The sequence below is a fragment of the Microbacterium sp. OR16 genome (assembly GCF_047306725.1).
Taxonomy (GTDB): domain Bacteria; phylum Actinomycetota; class Actinomycetes; order Actinomycetales; family Microbacteriaceae; genus Microbacterium.
This window is the reverse complement of record NZ_JAZEXK010000002.1, coordinates 524,975-549,763: the sequence shown is the minus strand read 5'-3', so window position 1 is coordinate 549,763 and position 24,789 is coordinate 524,975. Positions and strand designations below refer to the sequence as shown.

General features: G+C 70.4%; 24 protein-coding genes and 1 pseudogene. 13 read left to right on the top strand and 12 right to left on the bottom strand.

Features of this window, described 5'->3' with window-relative positions; translation table 11 throughout:
- Nucleotides 1–74: 74 nt before the first annotated feature.
- Nucleotides 75–329, bottom strand: a pseudogene (locus V2S05_RS13155) (MFS transporter); the annotation flags it as partial.
- A 517-nt stretch (nucleotides 330–846) separates the two neighbouring features.
- Here V2S05_RS13155 and V2S05_RS13150 point away from each other — a divergent pair.
- Both V2S05_RS13150 and V2S05_RS13145 read left to right on the top strand, forming a co-directional pair.
- Nucleotides 847–1,221 (top strand): ArsR/SmtB family transcription factor, encoded by a 375-nt coding sequence (locus V2S05_RS13150; RefSeq protein ID WP_413635875.1) that lies wholly within the window; start codon nucleotides 847–849, stop codon nucleotides 1,219–1,221.
- A 1-nt stretch (nucleotide 1,222) separates the two neighbouring features.
- Entirely contained in the window at nucleotides 1,223–2,203 is a 981-nt protein-coding gene (locus tag V2S05_RS13145; RefSeq protein ID WP_413635873.1) for an SRPBCC family protein, read from the top strand.
- Nucleotides 2,204–2,218: 15 nt separating this feature from the next.
- Here the strand turns inward: V2S05_RS13145 and V2S05_RS13140 are convergent, their stop codons facing one another.
- Nucleotides 2,219–2,602, bottom strand: a complete 384-nt coding sequence (locus V2S05_RS13140) for a MauE/DoxX family redox-associated membrane protein (protein WP_413635871.1) — start codon at nucleotides 2,600–2,602, stop codon at nucleotides 2,219–2,221.
- A 96-nt stretch (nucleotides 2,603–2,698) separates the two neighbouring features.
- Here V2S05_RS13140 and V2S05_RS13135 point away from each other — a divergent pair, with 96 nt between their 5' ends.
- Nucleotides 2,699–3,730 carry a mechanosensitive ion channel family protein gene (locus tag V2S05_RS13135; RefSeq protein ID WP_413635869.1) on the top strand — a complete coding sequence of 344 codons (1,032 nt, stop codon included), beginning with the start codon at nucleotides 2,699–2,701 and terminating at the stop codon, nucleotides 3,728–3,730.
- 3 nt (nucleotides 3,731–3,733) lie between these two features.
- Here V2S05_RS13135 and V2S05_RS13130 read toward each other — a convergent pair whose 3' ends face one another.
- Nucleotides 3,734–4,114 (bottom strand): hypothetical protein, encoded by a 381-nt coding sequence (locus tag V2S05_RS13130; protein ID WP_271638808.1) that lies wholly within the window; start codon nucleotides 4,112–4,114, stop codon nucleotides 3,734–3,736.
- A gap of 45 nt (nucleotides 4,115–4,159) precedes the next feature.
- A complete protein-coding gene (locus V2S05_RS13125; protein WP_413635867.1) occupies nucleotides 4,160–4,876 on the bottom strand; it encodes a ribonuclease H family protein in 717 nt (238 codons plus the stop codon).
- Between the two features lie 54 nt (nucleotides 4,877–4,930).
- Between V2S05_RS13125 and V2S05_RS13120 the strand changes: the two genes are divergently transcribed.
- A complete protein-coding gene (locus V2S05_RS13120; RefSeq protein WP_413635865.1) occupies nucleotides 4,931–5,239 on the top strand; it encodes a hypothetical protein in 309 nt (102 codons plus the stop codon).
- 14 nt (nucleotides 5,240–5,253) lie between these two features.
- Here the strand turns inward: V2S05_RS13120 and V2S05_RS13115 are convergent, their stop codons facing one another.
- The 3 genes from V2S05_RS13115 to V2S05_RS13105 are packed head-to-tail and all read right to left on the bottom strand — an operon-like array spanning nucleotide 5,254 to nucleotide 6,908.
- The gene (locus V2S05_RS13115; RefSeq protein ID WP_413635863.1) at nucleotides 5,254–5,466 is read right to left on the bottom strand and encodes a hypothetical protein; all 213 of its coding nucleotides are present in this window, start codon (nucleotides 5,464–5,466) and stop codon (nucleotides 5,254–5,256) included.
- A 34-nt stretch (nucleotides 5,467–5,500) separates the two neighbouring features.
- Nucleotides 5,501–5,857: a protealysin inhibitor emfourin gene (locus V2S05_RS13110; RefSeq protein WP_413635861.1), complete on the bottom strand. Its 357-nt coding sequence runs from the start codon at nucleotides 5,855–5,857 to the stop codon at nucleotides 5,501–5,503.
- Nucleotides 5,829–6,908, bottom strand: a complete 1,080-nt coding sequence (locus V2S05_RS13105; protein WP_413635859.1) for a M4 family metallopeptidase — start codon at nucleotides 6,906–6,908, stop codon at nucleotides 5,829–5,831. The genes V2S05_RS13110 and V2S05_RS13105 overlap by 29 nt, the downstream gene beginning before the upstream one ends.
- Nucleotides 6,909–6,977: 69 nt before the next feature.
- Here V2S05_RS13105 and V2S05_RS13100 point away from each other — a divergent pair, with 69 nt between their 5' ends.
- On the top strand, nucleotides 6,978–8,486 hold the full coding sequence (locus V2S05_RS13100) for an SDR family NAD(P)-dependent oxidoreductase (protein ID WP_271638802.1): 1,509 nt from the start codon (nucleotides 6,978–6,980) through the stop codon (nucleotides 8,484–8,486).
- 195 nt (nucleotides 8,487–8,681) lie between these two features.
- Here the strand turns inward: V2S05_RS13100 and V2S05_RS13095 are convergent, their stop codons facing one another.
- Nucleotides 8,682–9,395, bottom strand: coding sequence for a FadR/GntR family transcriptional regulator (locus tag V2S05_RS13095; protein WP_413635857.1), 714 nt, complete (start codon nucleotides 9,393–9,395; stop codon nucleotides 8,682–8,684).
- Between the two features lie 145 nt (nucleotides 9,396–9,540).
- Between V2S05_RS13095 and V2S05_RS13090 the strand changes: the two genes are divergently transcribed.
- From V2S05_RS13090 to V2S05_RS13055, 8 genes are all read left to right on the top strand, one after another.
- Nucleotides 9,541–11,139, top strand: a complete 1,599-nt coding sequence (locus V2S05_RS13090) for an ABC transporter substrate-binding protein (RefSeq protein WP_413635855.1) — start codon at nucleotides 9,541–9,543, stop codon at nucleotides 11,137–11,139.
- Between the two features lie 63 nt (nucleotides 11,140–11,202).
- A complete protein-coding gene (locus V2S05_RS13085; protein ID WP_413635853.1) occupies nucleotides 11,203–12,159 on the top strand; it encodes an ABC transporter permease in 957 nt (318 codons plus the stop codon).
- Nucleotides 12,160–12,162: 3 nt separating this feature from the next.
- A complete protein-coding gene (locus tag V2S05_RS13080) occupies nucleotides 12,163–14,211 on the top strand; it encodes a dipeptide/oligopeptide/nickel ABC transporter permease/ATP-binding protein (RefSeq protein WP_413635851.1) in 2,049 nt (682 codons plus the stop codon).
- Entirely contained in the window at nucleotides 14,208–15,011 is an 804-nt protein-coding gene (locus tag V2S05_RS13075) for an ABC transporter ATP-binding protein (RefSeq protein WP_413635849.1), read from the top strand. Before V2S05_RS13080 ends, V2S05_RS13075 begins: the two co-directional genes overlap by 4 nt.
- Before the next feature lie 23 nt (nucleotides 15,012–15,034).
- A complete protein-coding gene (locus V2S05_RS13070; protein WP_413635847.1) occupies nucleotides 15,035–15,976 on the top strand; it encodes a dihydrodipicolinate synthase family protein in 942 nt (313 codons plus the stop codon).
- Between the two features lie 2 nt (nucleotides 15,977–15,978).
- Nucleotides 15,979–16,674: an N-acetylmannosamine-6-phosphate 2-epimerase gene (locus V2S05_RS13065; protein ID WP_413635845.1), complete on the top strand. Its 696-nt coding sequence runs from the start codon at nucleotides 15,979–15,981 to the stop codon at nucleotides 16,672–16,674.
- On the top strand, nucleotides 16,629–17,594 hold the full coding sequence (locus V2S05_RS13060; RefSeq protein WP_413635843.1) for a DUF4862 family protein: 966 nt from the start codon (nucleotides 16,629–16,631) through the stop codon (nucleotides 17,592–17,594). Before V2S05_RS13065 ends, V2S05_RS13060 begins: the two co-directional genes overlap by 46 nt.
- Before the next feature lie 86 nt (nucleotides 17,595–17,680).
- Nucleotides 17,681–20,587: an exo-alpha-sialidase gene (locus V2S05_RS13055; RefSeq protein ID WP_413635841.1), complete on the top strand. Its 2,907-nt coding sequence runs from the start codon at nucleotides 17,681–17,683 to the stop codon at nucleotides 20,585–20,587.
- Nucleotides 20,588–20,688: 101 nt separating this feature from the next.
- On the opposite strand, the gene V2S05_RS13050 is transcribed toward V2S05_RS13055, so the two are convergent.
- From V2S05_RS13050 to V2S05_RS13035, 4 genes are read right to left on the bottom strand one after another with little or no spacing between them, the layout of a single operon-like run.
- Complete coding sequence (locus V2S05_RS13050) at nucleotides 20,689–21,510, bottom strand: glycosyltransferase family 2 protein (protein ID WP_413635839.1); 822 nt, start codon at nucleotides 21,508–21,510, stop codon at nucleotides 20,689–20,691.
- Nucleotides 21,507–22,520: a hypothetical protein gene (locus tag V2S05_RS13045; RefSeq protein WP_413635837.1), complete on the bottom strand. Its 1,014-nt coding sequence runs from the start codon at nucleotides 22,518–22,520 to the stop codon at nucleotides 21,507–21,509. Before V2S05_RS13045 ends, V2S05_RS13050 begins: the two co-directional genes overlap by 4 nt.
- A complete protein-coding gene (locus V2S05_RS13040; protein WP_413635835.1) occupies nucleotides 22,517–23,668 on the bottom strand; it encodes a glycosyltransferase in 1,152 nt (383 codons plus the stop codon). The genes V2S05_RS13045 and V2S05_RS13040 overlap by 4 nt, the downstream gene beginning before the upstream one ends.
- A complete protein-coding gene (locus V2S05_RS13035) occupies nucleotides 23,665–24,756 on the bottom strand; it encodes a glycosyltransferase (protein ID WP_413635833.1) in 1,092 nt (363 codons plus the stop codon). The genes V2S05_RS13040 and V2S05_RS13035 overlap by 4 nt, the downstream gene beginning before the upstream one ends.
- Nucleotides 24,757–24,789: the final 33 nt, after the last annotated feature.

Sequence of the window (24,789 nt, the reverse complement as noted above, 5' to 3'; positions counted from 1 at the left end):
TGGTCGCGCGCCCGGCGAAAGCGGGAGCGGCGGCCACGACCCGCCGCCCCCGCGGTCTGGTTTCGACTACTGCGTCACCCGTCGATGCCGCCGCGCGCGTGACGCCCGCGGAAGAAGACCGTCGTGAGCAGTGCGCCGAGCAGGGCCAGCGCCCCCGCGGCGATGAACGCCGCCGAGTACCGTTGAGTGAGCGCTTCGGCATCCCCCAGCCGGCTGGCGCCGAAAGCCGCGGCGATCGCCGAGACCACGGCGAGGCCGACCGCCGATCCCACCTGGTAGCTCGTGTTCACGATGCCGGATGCCAGCCCGCCGTCCTCCGGCGGCGCAGCTGATGATGCCGAGCACGCCGAACAGCAGGAAGAGGCTGGCGGTGACGACCGAGTACGTCGACGTGCGCTCGCGGACGCGCTTCAGCCAGCCGGCACGCAGCCAGCGCAGTTCTTCCGCGTCCGCGACATGGATCGCTTGAGTGACCATGCTTCCCTCCCGTTCGTCCCGCTCTCAGTTCTGCCGCGCTCGACGCTTCGGATTCCGATGAGGGCGCATGTGCCTGACGTTGCCATCAGGCGGCGCGCCCCCTCCCGTTCGTCGCTACCGCCCTCGAGGACACGGTTTCCCAAGCCGTCTCCCCGACGCGGCTACACCACGGAGGCATGATGTCCTGTCTCAGCTCGGCGCGGTCCCCAGTCCCCGACGAGCTGAGTCTCAGGTACGAATGCAACGTACAAAGAATCGACGACTTTGTCCCCCTTTTTGGGGACAAGATTGGCTGTGTCGCCCCGTGGGCGCATGCTCGATCGAGAAAGTTCTTGACACGGGCATCCGTCGGGCATAACGTACAACCAAATGGTTGTACGAACAGAACTCAGCGAAGCGGAGATCGACCGTGTGTTCCATGCACTCGCGATCTCGACCCGGCGCGACATCCTGCGCCGGACCATCGAGCGCGAGTACTCCGTCTCCACGCTCGCGGGCGACTACGAGATGTCGTTCGCGGCGGTGCAGAAGCATGTCGCCGTCCTCGAAGAGGCCGGCCTCATCGTCAAGCGCGCCGAGGGACGCGAGCGGCTCGTGCGCGCGAACCCCGAGATGATCGCCCGTGCGCGGGCGCTTCTCGCCCGATACGAAGAGCTGTGGCGGGCACGCGTCGCCCGGCTCGATGACCTGCTGGCCGAGACGCCGACGTCGGCCGGCTCGGACGAATCCAATGAAGGAGTCTGACATGCCTGTCACCGACATCATCACCGACCACGAGAACCTGACGATGACCGTGATCGCCGATCTCGCCGCACCCGTCGAGCGCGTCTGGGCCGCTTACAGCGACCCCGAGCAGCTCGGCCGGTTCTGGGGCCCGCCGAGCTGGCCGGCGACCTTCACGTCGTGGAACCACGAGGTCGGCGGGCGCGCCACCTACACGATGCACGGACCGCGCGGCGAGAAGGCATCCGGGTACTGGGAGTTCCTCGCGATCGATCAGCCGCACCGCTTCGAGGTGCTCGACGGCTTCGCCGACGAGCAGGGCGACCCGAACGACGATCTGCCTGCGATGCGCATGGAGTTCACCTTCGAGTCCACCCCCACGGGCACCCGGATGCGCAACACCAGCCACTTCGCCTCACTCGAGGCGCTCGAGCAGATCGTCGCGATGGGCGCCGTCGAGGGCACGCGTCTGGCGATGTCGCAGCTCGACGCCGTGCTGCAGGATCTGCGCGACTACGCCCAGGGCAAGGGCACGCGCGTCGAACTGCTCGACGACACGCACGTGCGCATCACCCGGCTCGTCGAGGGCCCGCGCGAGCTGGTCTGGCGCGCGTACACCGAACCCGAGCTGATCAAGCGATGGATGCTCGGACCCGACGGATGGGAGATGACCGAGTGCGTCGTCGGCAACGAGCCAGGCGAGAGCTTCCGCAACTCGTGGGCGCCCGTCGGCGACACCGAGGGCGAGCCGTTCGGCTTCGAGGGCGAGACGCTGCTCGTCGACGCCCCGCGTCGCGCGGTGACGACCGAGCGGATGCAGGGCACAGACGGCCCCGAGACGCTGAACGACCTGAACCTCTACGAGGAGGACGGCGCGACGCTCGTCACCGTGCTCATCGAGTACCCCGACAAGGAGACCCGCGACATGATCCTCGCCACCGGCATGGCCGACGGCATGGAGGCCTCGTACCGGCGGCTCGAGTCGGCGGTGCTCACCGTCTGACCGACACGGGTCCGCTCAGCCGCGGCGGGTGCTCCACAGCGCGAGCCACACGAGCACGGGCTGGAAGAACAGTCGCGCGAAGCGCTTCATGTCGGTGTCGAGCCCGAGCCCGTCGCGGTGATGCGTCCACTGCGACACGTTGCCGGGGAAGATCGCGAGGAAGAACAGCGCGGTCAGCACCCCGACCAGCCGGCGTCGGCGCCAGGCGAACAGCAGCGCGGTGCCGAGGCCGATCTCGACCGCACCCGACGCCACCACCGTGGTGTCGGGGTCGAGCGGCACCCAGTCGGGCACCTGCGCCTGGAACTCCTTGCGCGCGACGGTGAGGTGACTGGCCCCGGCGAAGGTGAGGAATCCACCGAGGGCGATACGGGCGAGCATGCGAGCGGGAGACGTCATGCCCCGATGGTACGCGCCGTGCGGAAGCCGAGGCCGGCCCGACGGCCGGTCACCGGGCACACAGCTTCGCGCCCGGACTGCGCCTACCGTGGAGGGATGCTCGATTGGACCTCGTGGACCGGAACCGCCGTCGCCGTCGGCATCGCCCTGGCGGCCGCGACCGCCGCCGTGCTCGCCCCGCATGCCATCACCTCGCTGGTCGGACGCAGGGCCGCCTGGACGCGCGACCTCTACCGTCGTGCCCGCCGCCCGTGGGCGGTGGTCGTGCTCATCGTCGCGCTCTGGATCGCCGCGTCCGTCACTCAGCCGGCGCGGGAGGACTGGTGGCCGGGCGTCTCGCACCTGCTGCTGATCGGCACGATTCTCGCCGGCGCCTGGCTGCTCGGCACCGTCGCCTCGTTCGCGTTCGAAGGCCTGCTCACACGCGAGAAGGCGACCTTCACCGGCGCCGACCTGCGCCGCCGCCGCACCCAGATCCTCATCATCCAGCGGCTCACCGTCGTCCTCATCGCGGTGATCGCGGTCGGCATGGCGCTGTTCTCGTTCCCGGCGCTGCGAGTGGTGGGCACGAGCGTGCTGGCCTCGGCGGGCATCGTCTCGGTGATCGCGGGACTCGCGGCGCAGTCGATCTTCGGCAACCTCATCGCCGGCATCCAGATCGCCTTCACCGACTCGATCCGCGTGGGCGACGTCGTCGTCATCGAAGAGCAGTTCGGCCGGATCGGCGAGATCAACCTGTCGTACATCGTCGTGTATCTCTGGGACGAGCGCCGCCTGGTCATCCCCTGCAGCTACTTCACGACCAACGTCATCGAGACGTGGACCCGCCGCTCGGACGCCATCCTCGGCACCGTCTACCTCGACCTCGACTGGCGGGTGCCGATGGATGCCGTGCGCGCCAAGTTCGACGAGATCGTGGCGGCCTCCGAGGCCTGGGACCGCCGCAGCAGCGGCGTGGTCGTCACCGACTCGCAGGGTGGCTTCGTCACCGTGCGCTGCACGGTCTCGGCCAAGGACTCCGATGACCTGTGGACGCTGCGCTGCGACGTCCGCGAGCAGATGATGACCTGGCTGCAGCAGGAGCATCCGGATGCTCTGCCGCGCACACGCGTCTCGCTCGAGAGCTGAGCGTCAGTCGCGGGTCGACCACAGGGCCAGCAGCACCAGCACCGGCTGCAGGAACAGGCGCCCGAACCGCTTCATCTCGGTGTCTAGGCCCGGGGCGCTGCGGTGATGCGTCCACTGCGACACGTTTCCGGGCAGCACGGCGATGAAGAACAGCGCGATGAGGCGGCCGATGCCGCGCCGGCGCCGCCGCGCGAGCAGCAGCGCCGAGCCCAGTGCGATCTCAGCCCATCCTGACGCCACCACCGTCGTGTCCGGATCGCCGGGCACCCAGTCGGGCACGGCGACGCGGAACCCGCGTCGGCCGAAGGTGAGATGCGCCACTCCGGTGAACAGCAGCAGCCCGCCGAGAGCGGTGCGGGTGATCGTCTGCGGAACGGATGCCATTCCGCGAGTGTACGCAGGCAGCGTCCGCTGTCGGGTCGCACGAGCTCAGATCAGTCGGCGCAGCGCCTCTTCGAGCGAGACACCCTGCGCGTCGGCGCGGTCGCGCAGTCGGGCGTGCTCGGCCCCGGTCAGCGAGATGGTCAGCTCGAGCGGAGCGGATGCGGCTCCGTCGAACTCGTCGAGCCCGTCGAGAAGATCGGCGGGCTCGGCCCACAGCAGAGCGGCATCGGGAGTGGCACGCGCCGAGCTGGAGCCCGACACCGCCATCGCCCCGGCGAGAGCGGCACCGGCATCGGCGGCGGAGGCGAAGCCGGGTCCCCGACGCGGCTCCTGTTTCTGCTGATACGCCTTCGCGGCGGCGTTCGCGCGCTCGTCGGCAGCTTCGTTGAGCGGATGCCCGGCGTGCCCCTTCACCCACGAGAACTCGACGTCGCGGCCGCGCATCGCCTCGTCGATGCCCTCGAGCAGGTCGCGGTTCAGCACCGGAGCGCCGTCGGCCTTGCGCCAGCCGCGGCGCTTCCATCCCGGCATCCACTTCGTCACCGAGTCGATGACATAGCGCGAATCGCACTCGATGACGAGCTTCTCGTTGACGCCGGCGGTCGCGCGCAGCAGCTCGAGCACCGCCTGCAGCTCGCCCTGGTTGTTGGTGCCGTGCGGTGACCCACCGGCGGCCCAGCGGTCGTCGTCGATGTACCAGGCCCAGCCGTTCGGACCCGGATTGCCGAGAGCGGAGCCGTCGGCGGCGGCGGTGATCGTCATCCTTCAACCGTAGGGCGTCGGTGAGACACCGCCCGCAGTCGGTACCCTCGAAGAGTGACCGGATTCGCGCTGAAGACCGTGATCATCGTGGTCGTGATCGCGCTGGTCGTGATCGTCATCGCGCGCATGTTCCACCGGCCGAGCCCCGGCAGCGGCCGACAGCAGGGCGCTACGCGGCGGATGCCGTTGCTCACCTGGCTGGGATCAGCGGTGCTGCTCGCAGCCGGGTTCTTCCTGGCGCTTGTGTCGTTCACCTCGCGCTACACCGAAGACCTGCTGCCCATGCGGATCGCGGCCGTGGCAGCGCTGCTGGCCGGCGGCGCGGTGCTGTTCGTCGCATCCCGACGCGCCCGCAAGCGCTGACCGCTATTCGGGCGTCACTCTCCCGCGTCGGCGACGTCGGCCGCCTCCGGCGCAGGCGCCTTCACGGGGAAGACGATGGTGGAGTACTGCGCGCTGAGGCCCACATCCAGCAGGTCGAGCGAGGGGGCCTCGTCGAGCTGCTCGGTCGGGTTCGTGTCGTCGATCGGCTCACCGGGCAGCGCGGACCACGCACTGGGCTCCTGCGGCTTCTGTGTGAACAATCCCATGTCTACATTCTCCTCCCCGCCTGCGCTGTCGGGCTCACCGCGTGGGTTCGTCGGCGTGGGCGTCAGCGTCGCGCACCGCATCGACGAGCTCGCGCCAGGCGCCCTCGAGACGTGTGTCGGGGATGACCTGCTCGCGCTGCTCGTCGCGCACTCGCGCATGGATGCTCCACACATAGCGGTCGGCGCCACGGGCATCCGGATCCAGGTGCTCGTCCCACGGGCAGCGGTCGACGAGCTCGATCCAGCTCGGCGTCTGCTCGGGTGCCGGCTCCGCCCGCCACCGGCGGCGGAGTCCGGCGATGCCGCCGGTGCGCACCACGGCGACGACGATGCGATCCTGCGCATCACCGGTTCCGGCCCCGTCAGCGGGGGGTTCGATCTCGTGCACCATCGATGACTCCGACCGCGGTCCACGCGTCGCGGACCGCTGACTCCACGGTAGCCCCGATGCCGGCCGCCGCGGTGATGGTCTTCTCGGCGAACTCGCTGAAATCCGCCGTCGACAACAGGTCGCCGGTGAGAGCGCGGTACCAGGCGAGACCTGCGCCCTCCCACGCGTGCCCGCCGAGGGCTGTCGCCGCAAGTGCAAAGGCCCGGTTCGGGATGCCCGAGTTGATGTGCACGCCACCGTTGTCCTCCACGGTCTGCACGTAGTCGCGCATATGCGCGGGCTGCGGGTCCTTGCCCAGCTCATCGTCGTCATAGGCGGTGCCGGGCTCGAGCATCGAGCGCAGAGCCCGGCCCTGCACGGCGTCGGTGAAGATGCCCTCGCCGACAAGCCACGACGCCTGATCGGCCGTCTGTCCGAGCAGATGCTGCTCGGTCAGAGCCCCCAGCACGTCGGCGATCGATTCGTTGAGCGCGCCGAACTGGTCGCGGTAGACGAGCCCGGCCGTGCTCTGGATCACCCCGTGACCCAGCTCGTGGCCGATCACCGAGACTGAGCGGGTGAAGCCCACGAACACCTCGCCGTCGCCGTCGCCGAACACCATGCGCGAGCCGTCCCAGAAGGCGTTGTCGTAGTCCTCGCCGTAGTGCACGGTGGCGTGCAGCTGGGCCCCCGCACCGTCGAGCGAATCGCGCTCGAACGCGTCGAGCAGCATCTGGAAGGTCGCCCCCAGCCCGTCGAACGCCTCATTGACCGTGTCGTCGGCCACCGGCTCGTCGTCTTCGGTGCGCACGACCAGCCCGGGCAGGGTCTCTGTGTTCTGCGCGTCGAAGATCGTGCGGGTCGGCGCCGAGGTCACCTCGGCGACCAGAGCTCCGTTCTCGTCGATCGACAGCTCGAGCGCCGCATGGAAGGCCGGGCGGCCCGCTATGAGCGTCTGCCGTGCGGCCTGGGCGGCGCGCGGATAGCGCTCGGAACGCGCCAGCCGGGCCAGCAGATAGCCGGGTACGATGCCCTGGCGGATGGTCGTGTACGCAGCATCGGAGGTGCTCATGTGCCGACCATACGCCGGGGTGCCGACAACGCCCAGGGGGTCTCAGCCGGGCCGCGTAGAATCGGCCCAATGACCGATGCCCCCTCGCTGCCTGCCTCCGGCATCGACCCCGACGACCTCGCCACCACCCTTCGGGTGCTCGCATCGCTCGATGAGGTCGATCAGCAGCATCCGGACTACCTCGCCGTCCGCCGCGCCACCGCCAACATGTTCAAGGCCGTCAAGCGCGCGCGCCGCAAGGAGATCCGGGATGCCATCGCTGAGGCCGACAAGGCCGTCGTCGCGCGCACCGCGACCGGAGCGCCCGACCGCATCGACGACGAGACCCGCGGGCTCGACCTCAGCTCGCGGGTGACCGACGCGCCCAGCGCCGGTGAACTGCTCAAGCCCCGCAACTGCTACATCTGCAAGCAGCCGTACACCCGGGTGGATGCGTTCTACCACCAGCTCTGCCCGGAGTGCGCGCTGTTCAGCCACGGCAAGCGCGACGCCCGCACCGACCTCACCGGCCGACGCGCCCTGCTCACCGGCGGGCGCGCGAAGATCGGCATGCACATCGCGCTGCGCCTGCTGCGCGACGGGGCGCACCTGACCATCACGACCCGCTTCCCGCGAGACGCCGTGCGGCGATTCTCGTCGCTGCCCGACGCGTCGGACTGGCTGCACCGGTTGCGCGTCGTGGGCATCGACCTGCGCGACCCGGCGCAGGTGATCGGCCTCGCCGACTCGGTCGCGGCCCAGGGGCCGCTCGACATCCTCATCAACAACGCGGCGCAGACCGTGCGGCGCTCGCCGGGTGCGTACTCGCTGCTGGCGGATGCCGAACTGCAGCCGCTCCCCGACGGGCCGCTGCCCGAGATGGAGACCTTCGGGCACACCGCCGACCCGCACCCGCAGGCGCTGCAGGCGTCGGTCGACGCGCATCCGCTGCTCTCGGTGGCCGCCCTCGGCGGCACGGTCGCCGAGCAGGGCGGGCAGGCGCTCACCGCGGAAGACCTCGCACGCCTTGCCATGGCGCCAGGCTCGTCGTCGCTCGTCAAGCACGCCGACGGCACGGCGATCGACGCGGGCGGGCTGGTGCCCGACGTGAACCGCGTGAACAGCTGGGTGCAGTCGGTCGAGCAGGTCGACCCGCTCGAGATGCTCGAGGTGCAGCTGTGCAACACCACGGCGCCCTTCCTGCTGATCAGCCGGCTGCGGGCGTCGATGGCGGCGTCGACCGCGCGGCGCAAGTACATCGTCAACGTCTCGGCGATGGAGGGGCAGTTCTCGCGCAGGTACAAGGGTCCGGGGCATCCGCACACCAACATGGCCAAGGCCGCGCTGAACATGCTGACCCGCACGAGTGCCGGCGAGATGCTCGAGACCGACGGCATCCTGATGACCGCCGTCGACACCGGCTGGATCACCGACGAGCGCCCGCACTTCACGAAGGTGCGCCTGGCGGAAGAGGGCTTCCACGCCCCGCTCGACCTCGTCGACGGAGCCGCGCGCGTGTACGACCCGATCGTGCAGGGAGAGGCCGGCGTCGACCTGCAGGGCGTGTTCTTGAAGGACTACCGGCCCAGCCCCTGGTGACCCGGGCGGCCGTGACGGCTCGGCGGCCCGTGCGCCGTTACGTTCTGGGGGCCGACACGCCAGATGCCGGACGTTCTCGCGGGATGTGTCCGACATCTGGAGTGTCGGCCCCCGAAACGCACCGCATCGCATCGCGCATCGCGCATCGCGCATCGCGCATCGCGCGGCCGTCGCCCGCCCGCAGCGGGGTGCGGGTCAGGACGACTGGGCGAGCACGCGCTGCAGGGGCGCGTAGTGCTCGATGACGGCTCGGCGGTACGCCTCGACGTCTCCGGCGCGCACCGCGTCGAGCATGTCACCGTGCGCCTTCGCGGTGCTCTGGATGTCGGCCGGGGGAGCGATCTGCAGCTGCGGCAGCACAGCCGTGTGCACGTCCCAGAACGCGCCGACGAGCTGGCCCACCAGGTGGTTGCCGGTGCGCGCGAACAGCTGCGTGTGGAAGGCGCGGTCGGCTTCGAGGAAGTTCTCGCCGCGTCCGGCCTTGTCGACCATCTCGTCGACCAGATCGGTGAGTGCCGGATGTTCGGTCTGCGCCGTCCCGGCTTCGACGACCCGCTCGGCCATCGAGAGGTCGAGAGCGAGACGCACCTCGACGACTTCGCGCAGCGCCTGCAGCGACCCCTCGGGCGAGAGCACGCCGCGGAAGACCAGGGCCTCGACCATCGGGTCGAGCGACATCTCGCCCACGAAGGTGCCGTGGCCGTGGCGCACGTCGACGATGTCGAGCGTCGACAGGGTGCGGATCGCCTCGCGCACCGACGAGCGGGAGACGTCGAGCGTCTCGCACAGCTCGGACTCGGTCGGCAGCGGGTCACCGGGCCGCAGGCTGCGGGTGAGGATGAGCTGCTTGATCTGATCCGCCGTCGTGGCGCGGCGCATACGGGACGCGCGTGATCGGGTCGGGTTCAACTCGCACTTCCTCTCACATCGCGTCGATCATCTCATTGCCGTGAGCGCGCACCCTCTGTTGTGAATGCGGCCCATCTGTGTCTATAGTACATCAGACATCTGATGTCCTCGACGATGTCGTCCCTCCCGAAAACTGGAGCATCACATGACGCAATACATCCCTCGCAGGCGCGGGACCCGATTCGCGGCGGCCCTGGCCGGCTCGATCGCCGTCGCCGTCGCGCTCTCCGGCTGCGGCGCCGCAGCCACCGACAAGAACGACTCGGCGAGCAAGCCGGGCGAGGTCGATCCCGACGCGATCATCGAGGCGGGCATCTCGTACTCGCTGAGCGGCAGCTTCGACCCGATGGTCGCCTCCGGCGCCGTCACCGTCTCGGCCAACTGGCACATCTTCGAGGGCCTGGTCGACCTCGACCCCGTCACGCAGGAGCCGGCTCCCGCCCTCGCCGCCGACCTCCCGAAGAAGGTCGACGACACCACCTACGAGATCGACATCCGCGAAGGCGCGACGTTCCAGAACGGCGACCCGGTCACCTCCGACGATGTCGTCTTCAGCTACCAGCGCGTGCTCGACCCGGCGAACAACTCCCTGTTCCTGTCGTTCGTCGACTTCATCGACACGGTCACCGCCGTCGACGAGGACACCGTGCAGATCACCACGGACTACCCGTTCTCGCTGATCAACGACCGCCTCGGTGTCGTGAAGATCGTGCCGAAGGCCGTCGTGGAGGCCGACCCCGAGGCCTTCGCATCGAAGCCCGTCGGCTCGGGCCCGTACTCTCTCGTCTCGGCCGTGCCCGAGGACAAGATCGTCTTCGAGCGCTACGACGACTACAACGGCCCGCACCCGGCCCTCGCCGCCGGCATGAACTGGAACCTGCTCGCCGACCCGTCCGCTCGCGTGACGGCCATGTCGACCGGCACGATCCAGGCCATGGAGGACGTGCCCTACATCGACGTCGACTCGCTCGCGTCGGCCGCCGAGGTCGAGAGCGTGCAGTCGTTCGGCCTGCTGTTCATGATGTTCAACACCAAGGCCGCGCCGTTCGACGACCCGCGCGTGCGTCAGGCGCTGCACTACGCCCTCGACATGGACAAGATCATCGAGACCGGCATGCTCGGCAACGCCACCGCTGCCACCTCGTTCCTGCCCGAGAACTACAAGAACTACAACAAGGCCTCGACGGTCTACACCTACGACCCGAAGAAGGCGAAGGAGCTGCTCGCCGAGGCGGGCGCCTCCGACCTGTCGATCACGCTCCTCACCACCGACACCGGCTGGGTCAAGGAGGTGGCGCCGCTGATCAAGGAGTCGCTGGATGCCGTGGGCGTGAAGACCACGCTCGAGATCGGCCAGTCCGCTGCCATGTACGAGAAGGTCGACTCCGGCGACTACACCGTCGCCGTGGCCCCCGGTGACCCCTCGGTCTTCGGCGTCGACCCCGACCTGCTGATGAACTGGTGGTACGGCGACAACGTGTGGTCGAAGACCCGCACGGCCTGGGCTGACTCGCCCGAGTACGCCGAGCTGACCGGTCTGCTCGACCAGGCCGTCCAGCAGGAGGGCGACGAGCAGCAGGAGACCTGGAACAAGGCCTTCGACCTGCTCTCCGAGCAGGCGGTGCTCTACCCGCTGTTCCACCGCAAGCTGCCCACCGCGTGGAGCGACCAGGAGCTGGTCGGCTTCAAGCCCGTCCCGACCACCGGCCTGTCGTTCCTCGACGTCGGAGTCGCTGCCAAGTGATCCCCCTCCGGGCGGCGCGCACGCCGCGCCGCCCGGAGATCCTCCTCGAACAAGAAGGCCCCCGTGTCCAGCACGCTCAGTCTCATCGGCCGCAGGCTTCTGCAGCTGCCCGTGATGATCCTGGGCATCACGTTCCTCGTGTTCTTCGTGATGTCCTTCTCGCCCATCGACCAGGCCAGGGTCGCGCTCGGCGAGACCGCCTCGCCCGAAGCCCTCGAGGCCTACCGTGAGAAGAACGGGCTCAACCTGCCGCTGCTCGCGCGCTACTTCGGCTTCCTCGCCGGGCTGTTCCGCGGCGACCTCGGCACCTACTCCGCGCGCAGCCTCCCCGTCATCGACGAGGTGTCCCGCGCCTTCCCCGTCACCCTCTCGCTGACCTTCTTCGGCCTCATCATCGCCGTCGTGCTCGCCTTCGCGATCGGCGTCATCGCCGCCGTGTACCGCGACCGCTGGCCCGACCAGGTGATCCGCTTCTTCGGAGTGGCGGCGCTCTCGACGCCCTCCTTCTGGCTGGCGATCCTGCTCATCCAGGTCTTCACCCTCGGGCTCGGCGCGCTTCCGGCATCCGGTCCGCTACCCGACTTCTGGACCGACCCCTCGGCCTGGCTGGCCCGCATGACCCTCCCCGCCGTCGCCCTCGCCGTGCCGGTGATCGGACAGCTGTCGCGGGTCGTGCGCACCTCGATGGTCGAGGAGCTCGACAAGGACTACGTGCGCACCGCGCTCGGCGCCGGCATCCCCCGCGTGGTGGTCGTCGGACGCAACGTTCTGCGGAACGCCCTGATCACCCCCGTCACCGTGCTCGGCCTGCGCATCGGTTATCTGCTCGGTGGCGCGGTCGTGATCGAGATCATCTTCGCCATCCCGGGCATGGGCACGCTCATCCTCAACGGCGTGACCAACAACGAGCCCAACCTCGTGCAGGGCGTGACGCTCGCCGTCGCCCTCGCCTTCGTCGTGATCAACATCATCGTCGACCTCCTGTACGTGCTCATCAATCCCCGAATCCGGGCGGTGTGACCCATGCGACGCAAACTCACTGAACGACTCTCCGTTCCCGGCCTGCGCTTCGGCGGACTGTCGGTCGGCTCCCTCATCTGCATCGCCATCCTGGCGATCATCGCGCTGGCCGCCGTGCTCGCGCCGCTCGTGACGGCGTTCGACCCGCTCGCCTCGGGCACCCCGGTGCAGGCGCCCAGCGGCGAGCACCTCTTCGGCACCGACCGGCAGGGCCGCGACATCTTCTCGCGTCTCGTCTACGGCGCCCGCTACTCGCTGGTGATCGGCATCGGTGCGACGCTCGTGGCCCTGGCCGTCGCCTGCGTGCTGGGCACGATCGCCGCGACGGCGCCCAAGTGGCTCTCCGAGACCCTGATGCGCGTGATGGACGTCATCATGTCGTTCCCCGGCATCGCCCTGGCCGCCGTGTTCGTGGCGGTGTTCGGCAAGTCGCTGCCCGTGCTCGTGCTCACCATCGCGTTCCTGTACGTGCCGCAGCTGACCCGCATCGTGCGGGCCAACGTGCTCGACCAGTACGGCGAGGACTACGTCTCGTCGGTGCGCGTGATGGGCGCACGCACCCCGCGCATCATCATCAAGCACGTCGCCCGCAACGCCATGGCGCCCGTGCTCGTCTTCGCCACCGTCCTCGTCGCCGACGCGATCGTCTTCGAGGCCTCGCTGTCGTTCCTGCAGGCCGGCGTCCCCGACCCCGAGCCCAGCTGGGGCAACGTCATCGCAGCCGGACGCAACCTGCTGATGTCCGGCGCATGGTGGGCGACCTTCTTCCCCGGCATCCTGATCATGATCACGGTGCTGTGCCTGAACATCCTCTCCGAGGGGCTCACCGACGCGATGGTCTCGCCGCGCGCCCGCAAGATCACCGCCGACGCCGCGGGCACCGAGGAGTCGACCAGCGACCTCGAGCGCGCCGGCTTCGACGACACTCATGTGGTGCCCACCGTCGACACCTCGGTGAATCTGTCGGTGCCCAGCGGCGTGCCCGAGCTGCGCGCCCCGCAGGCGGCCGCGGTTCCGCTCGGCGAGCGCCTCGCCGAGCTGCGCACCCGAGAGCTCGCCCGCACCGACCGGCTGGTCTACACCGGTGACGACGCCCCGCTGCTCGAGGTGCAGGACCTGTGCATCTCGTTCCCGCGGCACGGCGACGTCGACGTCGTCGATCACGTCAGCTTCACGGTGCGCCCCGGCGAGACCATGTCGCTGGTCGGCGAATCCGGATGCGGCAAGTCGATCACCTCTCTGGCGATCATGGGCCTGCTCGACCCGAAGGCGAACGTGCGCGGACGCATCATGTTCGACGGGCAGGATCTGCTGCAGATGGCGCCCGCTCAGCGCAACGCGCTGCGCGGACACGACATCGCGATGATCTACCAGGACGCGCTGAGCTCGCTCAACCCCGCCATGCTGATCCGCTCGCAGATGAAGCAGCTGACGCGCCGCGGCGGCACCCGCACGGCCGAGGAGCTGCTCGAGCTCGTCGGTCTCGACCCGAAGCGCACCCTCGCCTCGTACCCGCACGAGCTCTCGGGCGGCCAGCGCCAGCGCGTGCTGATCGCGATGGCACTCACCCGCGACCCGCGTCTGGTGATCGCCGACGAGCCCACGACCGCCCTCGACGTGACAGTGCAGGCGCAGGTGGTCGAGCTGCTCATGCGGCTGCAGCGCGAGCTGGGTTTCGCGATGATCTTCGTCTCGCACGACCTGGCTCTCGTCGCCGAGCTGACCCACCGCATCACCGTCATGTACGCCGGTCAGGTGGTCGAGCAGGGCACCACGCGCGAGGTGCTCACCCAGCCGGTGCACGAGTACACCCAGGGCCTGCTGGGCGCGGTGCTCTCGATCGAGGCCGGCTCCGACCGGCTGCACCAGGTGTCGGGCGTCGTGCCCTCCCCGCGCGACTTCCCGCGCGGAGACCGCTTCGCGCCGCGCTCGTCGGATCCCGCGCGCTACGCCGGGGTCACCCCGGTTCGCAGGCAGATACCCGGCACCGAGCACTTCTACTCCGCGCATCCCGACGATGCGCCCGTCGAGCCGATCGGAGCAGGGCGATGAGCGAACCCGTCATCGAGCTGAAGGACGTGCACGTCCGCTACCGCACGCGCACCTCGTCGCTGTTCAAGCCGAACTACGTCGACGCGCTGGCCGGCGTCTCGCTCACCGTCAAGCGCGGTCAGACGCTGGGCATCGTCGGCGAGTCGGGCTCGGGCAAGTCGACCTCGGCCAAGGTGCTGATCGGGCTCGAGAAGCCCACGAGCGGCCAGGTCGTGTTCGCCGGAGAGCCGGTGCGCTCGTTCACCCCCGCGGTGCGCAAGCGGCTGGGCCGCATCCTGTCGGTGGTCTTCCAAGATCCGGCGACCGCGCTGAACGCCCGCATGACCGTGCGCGACGCGCTGCTCGATCCGCTGCAGGTGCACGGTCTGGGCGATCCCGCCTCGCGTCAGCGCAAGGTGCGCGATCTGCTCGGACTGGTCGGTCTTCCGGCATCCGCTCTCGAGGCACTCCCCGGCCAGCTCTCCGGCGGCCAGCGGCAGCGCGTCGCGATCGCGCGCGCTCTCGTGCTCGACCCGCAGGTCATCATCGCCGACGAGCCGACCTCGGCGCTCGACGTGTCGGTGCGCGCGCAGATCCTCAACCTGCTCACCGACCTCAAGGATCAGCTCGGGCTGGGCATGGTCTTCATCTCGCACGACATCCAGACCGTGCGCTACCTCTCCGACGAGATCGCCGTGATGAACCGCGGCCGGATCGTCGAGTTCGGCGACGCGAAGAGCATCTTCGACAACCCCTCCGACGACTACACCCGCACACTGCTCGGCGCCGCGCCATCGCTGCTCGAGCCGGCATCCCACTGACGAACGAACGAACCGGAACACTCATGTCCTCTGCATCCCCCGCCTTCGCAGGCATCGTCCCCCCTGTCGCCACGCCGCTGCTGCCCGACCACACGGTCGACCACGCCTCGCTCACCCGCCTCGTCGAGTACCTCGTCGACGCCGGCGTCGCCGGCCTGTTCGCGCTGGGCTCGACCGGTGAGACGGCGTACTTCACCGACGACCAGCGCGTGGCGATCCTCGAGACCATCGCGACGGCGAACGCCGGCCGCGTGCCGATCATCGCCGGCGCGATCGAGCTCACCGCACCGCGGATCATCGAGACCGCGCGCCGTCTGGTGGATGCCGGTGCCGACGCGATCGTCACGACCGCGCCGCTGTACACGCTGAACTCGCAGGCCGAGATCGCCGACCACTTCCGCACCATCGCCGCCGCGATCGACGCGCCGCTGTGGGCGTACGACGTGCCGGTGCGCGTGCACAAGAAGCTCGGCCTGGAGCTGCTGATCCAGCTCGGCACCGAGGGCGTCATCGCGGGCGTCAAGGACTCGTCCGGTGACGACGTGGGCTTCCGCCGCCTGATCGCGGCGAACGAGGCGGCAGGCCGCCCGCTGCAGCTGCTGACCGGCCACGAGATGGTCGTGGATGCCATGCTGCTGGCCGGCGCCGACGGCGTGGTGCCGGGAGCTGCGAATGTCGAGGCCGAGGGGTACGTGCGTCTGTTCGACGCCGCCCGCCGCGGTGACTGGGACACGGCGCGCAGCGAGCAGGAGCGCATCAACCGCATGTTCGACATCGTCTTCCAGCCGACCGGGCTCTCGGGCGACGCGACCGGAGTCGGCGCCTTCAAGGCCGCGATGAAGGCCCGCGGACTCATCGAGCACGCCACCATGGCGCACACCGTGACCCCCCTCGACGCCGACGCCGTCGACAAGGTCAGCGGCGTGCTCGCCGGCGTGGAGCTGCTGCCGGCCGCGACGCGCTGACGATGCGATTCACCGACATCTCCGAACGGCTCGCCGGCCGCCTGATCGTCTCGTGCCAGGCCTATCCTGGTGAGGCGATGCGCGACCCGCGCACCATGGCGCAGGTCGCGCAGGCCGCGATCGTCGGCGGAGCCGCCGGCATCCGGGTGCAGGGCATCGCCGACATCCGCGCCGTCGCCGACCTCGACGTGCCGATCATCGGCCTCTGGAAGGACGGCGACGACGACGTGTTCATCACGCCGACCCTCGACCACGCGCGGTCCGTGATGGATGCCGGTGCCGACATCGTCGCCATCGACGGCACCCGCCGCACGCGTCCCGACGGGCTGACCCTCGCCGAGACGATCCGCGGCCTCCGCGTGCACGGCGACGTGCTGGTGATGGCCGACTGCGGTTCACTCGACGACGCGATCGCCGCCGAGGCCGCAGGCGCCGACTTCCTCGGCACGACGCTGTCGGGGTACACCGGCGAGCGGACGAAGACCGACGGCCCCGACCTCGAGCTCATCTCGCTGATCTCGGCGGCCTGCGAGCGTCCGGTCATCGCCGAGGGCCGCCTGCACACGCCCGCGCAAGCCGCCGCGGCCATCGCCGCCGGAGCCTTCGCCGTGTGCGTGGGCACGGCGATCACCCATCCCGCGACGATCACCTCGTGGTTCGCCGGCGCGGTCGACGACGCATCGCGCACGGCGCGCTGATGACCCGCCCCGTCGTCGTCAGCGCGTATCCGCTGTCGCCCGCCTTCGCGAACTGGGACCCCGCCGTCGAGCACGAGGTGCTGTGCGGGCTCACCGAGCTGCCGGGCGTCGCGGCGCTCGAGGTGCCATGGATCGACGGCATCCATCCGCACGACTCCGCATGGTTCCTCGCGAATGCGCCCGCCGTCGCGCTCGCCCTCACGCCGCTGCCGTTCGTCATGCGCCGCCTGGCGACCCCCGGATACGGCATCGCCTCCACCGACGCCGACGGCCGGCGGGCGGCCATCGCCGATCTGCGCCGTGTGGCCGCGGATGCGGCCGAGATCGGCGAGCACAGCGCCGCGCACGTCGCCGTTGTCGAGCTGCACACCGCGCCGCGCGGTGAGGCGGATGCCGACGCGCTGGCGCGCTCGCTCGCCGAGCTGGGCGAGCTCGACTGGTCGGGTGCCCGCCTGGTGATCGAGCACTGCGATGCGCACGTGCCGGGTCAGACCCCAGAGAAGGGCTTCCTGCCGCTGCACGGCGAGATCGAGGCGATCCGGGCATCCGGCGCCGACGTCGGACTCTGGATGAACTGGGGCCGTTCGGCGATCGAGCTGCGTGACCCGGATGCCGTCGCCGAGCAGATCGCGGCCGCTGCAAACAGCGGACTCCTCGATGCGCTCGTGCTCTCCGGAGCGTCCGACCGGGAGGGCCCGTACAGCGGGCCGTGGATCGACGCCCACCACCCCTTCGCATCCCTCGACTCCGACGCCGAATCGCTGCTCACCGACGACCGCCTGCACGCCGCCGTGCGCGCGGCCGGTGACGCGCCGTCGCTGGGACTCAAGGTGAGCCGGCGCCCCGACGCGACCACCGCAGCCGAGGTGCTGCGCGTCGCCGAGCGCCACCTGCAGGTGCTCTCGGGCGCCGCGCCCTGACCAGACCCCTCCCCCCGCACGAACAGAAAGGCCTGTCCATGCAATGCCGTACTGAGTCCTCATTCCGCCACTCCCGGCGGGGCAGGATGCTCTTCACCTCCGTCGTCGGAGCGCTGGCGCTCGCGCTCAGCATCCCGGCGCAGGCCGCCTTCGCGGCACCCGCCCCCGGCTATCTAACCGATCCCACCCTGCCTCCGGGCAGCTACCAGGAGCAGAACCTCGGCGCCGACCGCACGGCCGAGAACTTCTTCTACCGCATCCCCGCGCTCGCCCACCTCGGCGACGGCGTGATCCTCGCCTCATGGGATGCGCGCCCCGGCAGCGCGGCCGACGCCCCCAACCCCAACTCGATCATTCAGCGCCGCTCCACCGACAACGGCAAGACGTGGAGCGATCTGCAGATCATCGCCGCGGGCGACGCCGCCGCGCCGAAGTACGGCTACTCCGACCCCAGCTACGTCATCGACCACGAGACCGGCCGGGTGTTCGCGTTCTTCGTCTACTCGAAGGACGTCAGCTTCCAGGGCAGCCGCTACGGCAACGACGACGCCGACCGCAACATCATCAGCGCCGCCGTCGTCCACTCCGACGACCAGGGCGTCACCTGGAGCGAGCCCGAGCTGATCACCGACGTCGTCAAGCCCGCCAGCGGCACGGTCGTGAACGGGACGTACCAGCCCGTCGCGGGTGACGTGCGCGGCGTGTTCGCGACCTCGGGTGAGGGCATCCAGCTGCGCTACGGTGCACACGCCGGGCGTCTCATCCAGCAGTACGCCGCGCACGTGCGCCAGGCCGACGGCAGCGAGGCCATCCAGGCGTACTCGGTGTACTCCGACGACCACGGCGCGACCTGGCAGCGCGGCGCCTTCGTCGGCACGGGCATGGACGAGAACAAGACCGTCGAGCTCTCGGACGGCCGCGTCATGCTCAACTCGCGAGACAGCTCGAACGGGCGCCAGCGCAAGGTCGCTATCTCGACCGACGGCGGCGCGACGTACGGCGCGGTGACGCGCGACGCCGAACTGCCCGACCCGACCAACAACGCCTCGATCACGCGGCTGCACCCGGATGCCCCGCAGGGCAGCGCGGATGCCCGCAAGCTGATCTTCACGAACTCGAACAACGGCGCCAACGGCGACCGGGTGAACGGTGCCGTGCGTCTCTCGTGCGACGACGGCGAGACGTGGCCGGGCCTGCGCACCCTGAAGACCGGCTTCTTCGCCTACTCCTCCGCCACCGCGATCGACGACGGTCGCATCGGCGTGCTGTGGGAAGGGAACTACACCGACCAGATCCGGTTCTCGTCGTTCGACCAGGCATGGCTCAACGCGGTCTGCGCGCCCCTCTCGGTGCCCGAGACGGCGGTGCAGCCGGGCGTCGCCAAGACCGTGCCTGTGACGGTCACGAACCAGGAGGACACAGCGCTCAGCGGCACCGTGTCGTTCCACACGCCGGCCGGATGGACGGCATCCGACGTCGCCGTCGCCGACCTCGCACCCGGTGCGAGCGTCACGGTCGACGTGACGGTCACCGCGCCCGCCGGCGCCGAGGGCGCGCAGCGCCTGCAGGCCGCCTTCACCGCCGCGGACGGCCGGGTCAGCCAGGGCACGGCCACGCTGCAGCTGCCGCTGAACGCGAAGCTCGGGGCGACCCTCAGCGTGACGAGCACCTCGCCCGCCCGTGACGTCGTGGCCGACCCGTACACGGCGGGCGAGCAGCTCGCGTTCACCGTGCGCGTCGTCGGCACCTCGAACGTGGTCAGCACGCTCACCCCGGCTGCGAACACGTTCACGACCGGTTTCGCGCCGACCGCGTGCCGCTGGCAGAACCTGGCCGTGGGCGGTTCGTACAACTGCACCACTCCGCGCCGCACGCTGACCCAGGAGGACATCGACCGCGGCTGGTTCGCTCCCGAGTTCTCGTTCACGATCACGGGCGGCTCCCTCGCGCCCGTCACGGTGAGCCACACCGGCGCGGCGGTTCTGCTGCGCGACGGCCTGCTCTCGGCCGAGATCAGCGGACAGCGCACCGACACCGGCCGCGACCTGACCGCCGACCCGTACGCCGTCGGCGAGCAGGTGCCGTACTCGTTCCGGGTCGACAACGCGACTCCCGGCACGGTCACCGTGGCGCCCGTCGCCGGTCCGTTCGCGCCGTTCGTGGCGCCGGGAGCCGGAAACTGCCGCTACCAGAACCTGCCGAAGGACGGCGGGTACACCTGCGCCACCCCGCGTCACACCGTGACGCAGGACGACGTGGACCGTGGCTACTTCACCGCCGACACCACCTGGCGGCTGGAGGCCGCGGGTCAGACCGCGAAGGACATCGCGGTCACCGGCGGAGAGGTCGACGTGATCACGCGCGCCCCGGCGCTCGCCGGCTCGGTCAGCGGCGAGTGGACGGATGCCAACGGCACCGGCGTCGCCGATGCCGGAGACACCGTCACCTGGACGCGCTCGGTGCGCAACACCGGCAACGTCGTGCTCGACGACGTCGTGGCCGACGGCGCCGAGCTGGGCGCCCTCGCGAAGGGCGCGACCGGGCACCTCGATCCCGAGGTCGTGACGCTGACCGTCGACGACATCGCCGCAGGCAAGGTCTCGGCCGACGGGTTCGCCGCAACAGCATCCAACGGCAGCCGCGACGTCACCGCTCAGGCGGGGGCGAGCGAGCTGACCCTGCCGATCGCCCCGCTCTGGGCATCCGGATCGGTGTACCTCACGGGCGACCGGGTCACCTACCTGGGCAGGCTCTGGCAGGCGGGCTGGTGGACGCGCGGGGAGAAGCCGGGCTCGAAGGCCACCGGCGCCTGGCAGGAGATCGCGGTGAACACCGACGGCGACGTGCTGTGGACATCGACGCGCGTGTTCCTCGCCGGCGACGTGGTCGTGCACGACGGACACCGCTACGAGGCGCGCTGGTGGACCCGCGGCGACGAGCCGGTCGCGAAGCCCTCGGGCAAGCGCCCGGGCGCCTGGAAGCTGCTCGGCTGACACCCTGACGGCGCGTCGCCCACAGCGCGCGCAGGCACCCCGTGCCGCCAACGGATCACAGGATCCCGCGGCGGCACGGGGTGCTTTTCGTGCGGCGGCGGTCAAGCAGCCGTCCGGCGGTAGCCGCCGTCGTGGGGTTCGACCGCGCCCGCGGCGACGAACTCGTCGATCCAGCCGCCCATCGGCCATTCGGCCCATCGCTCGGCGAACAGGGCGCCATTGCGCAGGATGTCGTCGAGGTGGCGCCACGGGGGAGTGCCGGCGGGATGCCACTGGTGGTACGCGTGCGCGCCGCCCACCCAGTGCAGCGGGATGCCCAGCGACCGCGCCCGTCGACCCAGATCGGTGTCTTCAGCGCCATAGCCCTCGTACCGCTCGTCGAACCCGCCCAGCCGCGCCCACGTCGCCGGCGTCACCGCGAACGACAGCGACCAGAAGAGGTCGTACTCGTCCGCCTCGGCGGTCGACACGACGCCGGTCGCCGGGTTCGGACGCACCGGATGCGGCCGGGTCATCGCCTCGAGCTGGTCGGGCGCCGAGGGTCGCTGCACGCTCTCGAGGTAGGTGACCGGGCCGCAGAGCAGGCCGTCCGGATGCGAGCGAGCCGCTGCCACGTATCCATCGAGCAGCTCGGGCCCCGGCAGGCAGTCCACGTCGAGGAACACGAGCAGATCGACGTCACGAGAGAGGGCGATCTCGGCGGCGGCGTTGCGCCCCGCGCCGACACGCATCCCGTCGCGCCCCGGTGGCACGTGCACGTGAACGGCGCCGTCGAACGGCGGCGGTGGCTCGCTGTCGAGCCAGGCTTCGATGCGCACCACATCGTGATGGGGCCCAAGCACCTCGCGAAGAAAGCGGCGCTGACGGTGCAGATGCGCGAGGCGGTTCTGCGACGCCGGCGTGATCACGGCGATCCGTGTCATGAGGTGACCTCCTGTATGGCGTGGGCTGCGCGCGCGGCGGCGCCGGTGGCGCCCCATCGACTCCAGTCGGCGGGCACCGTCGCGGCAGCACGCTCCACGAGCTCGACCACCTTCGCAGGTGACGATCCGGCGGGCGCCGTCGAGGCGAGGCCCGCGGCCTGCAGGACGCGAGCCGTGTGCTCCTGCTCGCCGAACGGCCGGTCCTGGGGCAGCACGACCGCGCGCGCCCCCGCGGTCGCGATGTCGGCCACACCGTTCAAGCCGGCGGCGCTGATCACGACGTTCGCGCGACAGAGCAGCGGCCAGACGTCGTCGACGCGATCGTCGTCGCGAGCGCCAGCCGTATCGACCACCCAGCCCCGAGCGGTCAGCAGATCGATAGTCTCGGCGAGTCGCGACGCGTCGAGCGTGCGGCTGAGGAACAGCGCCCGACGGGCGGCATCGTCAGCTGGGCGGCGGGTGCGCCCGTCGTGCCGCGAGATCGCGCCGACATGACGGACGCGCTCGTGCTGATCGGACAGCTCGGCGGCATCGAACAGACCCTCCGGCCATGGCGCCACGATCCGATCGGCGAGCGCATGGCCGAGCCGGTGCGGCCGGTCGGACCGCTCACCCGGCTGCGCGAACACGACGGTGGGAACACCGAGAAGGCGAACGAACGCGGTGACCTCGACGCTGACGTCGACGACGAACGCCGCGACGGGATGGCGGGCGATCCAGTCGGCGATGGTCGCGAGTCGCCTCTGATGGCCGGGATGCCCGATCGGCGCCCAGTGCAGTGCCCCGCCCGCGGTGACGTCGCCCAGCTCGTGGGCGGGGCAGAGGGCGCCGTCCGCAGTAGGCACCGGATCGGCGTCCGCAGGCAGGCGGATCCAGGTGGTGTCGTCGCCGAGATCGGCGGGAGCGGGAAGCGACGAGAACACGGTGACCTCGTCGTCGAGATGAGGGCGGATCGCCTGCATCCGCGTCAGATGACCCCATCCGTGATGGTGCACGTACCAGCCGATCATGCGCCGACCGCCGCCTCATCTGGCGTTCTCGTGCCGACCTCAGCCGCCCGACTGTGCGCGGCGACGGTGAGCACGCGCTCCACCTCGCGTTGGCGGTGGGCGAGCGAGTGGCGGGCGGAGGCCGCCGCGCGAACCCGGTCCCGGAACACGGGCGACGCCGACCGCGCGGCGAGGGATGCGGCGGCTTCGGCGAGGGCACGTACATCGCGGGCGGGCACGACCGTGCATCCGGGCAGCCCCGCCAGCACTTCGCTCGCTCCGCCTGCGTCGAACGCGACCACCGGGGTGCCCGTCATCAGCGCCTCGGCCAGCACCAGGCCGAACGGCTCCGACCAGACCGGAGTGACCAGCGCGACCGACGAGGCTCCGACCAGATCGCACAGCTCGGGCTGGCGCAGCGGCCCGACGTACTCCACGCCGTCTCCGAGAAGAGGTTCGACCTCACTGGCGAAGTACCGCGGGTCGCCGATGCGGCCGGCGATCCGCAGGCGCGCGCCTGCCAGCCGGGCCGCCCGGATGGCCAGATGAGGAGCCTTCTCGGGCACGATCCGGCCGAACCACACCCACTGCTCGCCGCCGCGCCCTCGTCGCCACTCGCTGCTGTCGACACCGTTGGGGAAGACGAACGCGTCGACGCCCTCGTCTGACCACGATCGCGCGGTGTACTGGCTGACGGCCAGAAAGCGGTGCGGCGCGGCCGGGGGCAGGGAGCGGGCCGCGTTCACCATGTCGGGAAGGGGCGGCGTGTGCAGGGTCGTCACGACCGGGATGCCCGCGTCGCGGCTCCACAGGATCGGATCGCCGTGCAGGCTGTGGTTGTCGACCACATCGACGCCGTCGAGCGGATCGGTCAGTCGTCGACGCACGCGGGCGAAGGCATCCGCCATCCGTCCGCGGTGCCCTGCCGGATTCTCGGTGTCGGATGTCTCGTGCCTGCGACGCCAGCGAGGGCTGGGCAGCTGCAGGTCGGGGCACGAGCCGAGGAAGTCCGATCCGGCGGCGGCGCACAGTTCGACGTGGTGTCCGCGGCGCCTCAGCCATCGCACGCGATTCCACACGACCGCCTCGAGTCCGCCGGCATGGGGCTGCCGCAGAGGATGCCGCTCGGGCGCCACGACGAGTACGCGAAGGCGCTGCGCGGCCCTCACGCCGGAACTCCCGCAGCGGCATCCGACGCGACTCCCGCGGCGGCATCCGACGGCACACCAGCGGCATCCGACGGAACGCCTGCCACGGCATCCGCATAGAGGCGGGCGTGCGCCTGCCGGATCTCACGTCGCTGCTCCTCGCGCTCGGCGCGGCGGTTCATCAGGCGCGTCGCCTTCGACGAAGACGGCTCCTGCGCGCTCTGAGCCCATGACACCGCGGCGGCCAGCGTGCGGGGCTCGTCGAGATCGATGACGTAGAACTCGGACGGATGCTGCGACCGGATGTGGCCGACGTCAACTCCCGCCACCGGCACACCCAGGTCGTAGCACAGCTCCACCCAACCCGAGTGCGTTCCGTGTCGGTACGGCAACACGAACAGGTCCAGGCCGCCGAGCCACTCCTCGATCTCGGCGTCGCTGAGATACGGGGCTCGACGCACCCGCACAGCCGCATGCCCGTCGGCGGCGTCGATCACACGCTCCGCTACGCGATCGTCGCGTACGCGGTCGTTCATCAGCACCTCGATCTCGACCGCCTGGCCCGCCGCGTCGAGCAGCCGGGCTGCCCGCACGGCTGCTCGCACCGCGCTCTCCGCGTCGATGTTCGGACGCAGGTCGCGCAGCGCGATGCCGACGCGCACGGCGTCTGCACCGCTCCCCCGGCTGTCTGCGGCGGTCCGCTCGAGCAGCGTCGGATGGGCGAGCACCGTGCTCGTTCGACGCCACCGGTGCTCGATCTCCGCCGCCGCGGAGGGGGTGAGCGTGATCAGGTGATCGGCCGACGGGACGATCACATCGAGCAGCTCGCGATAGGGCTCCTGGTCGACGATCTGCGGATTGTCGAGGTCGTGCACCGTGAAGATGACCGGGCGGCCCGCGAGGCGAGCAGCGTCGAGGCCCGCGCGCAGCTCTTCAGGGGTGAACGATTCGAGCCCGAAGTGCACATGCAGCAGGTCGTACTCGTGGGCGTTCTCGCTGAGCCACTGCGCAGTCATCGCCACCGGCGGCCACCACTGCTCGGCTGGTGCGCCCGGCACGGTCGGGTCTGCCAGGCGTGTGACGCGCTGGGGATCGGTGATCGCCCGCACGTACGGGTGTGCGGAAGGGACGGAGGCGACGCG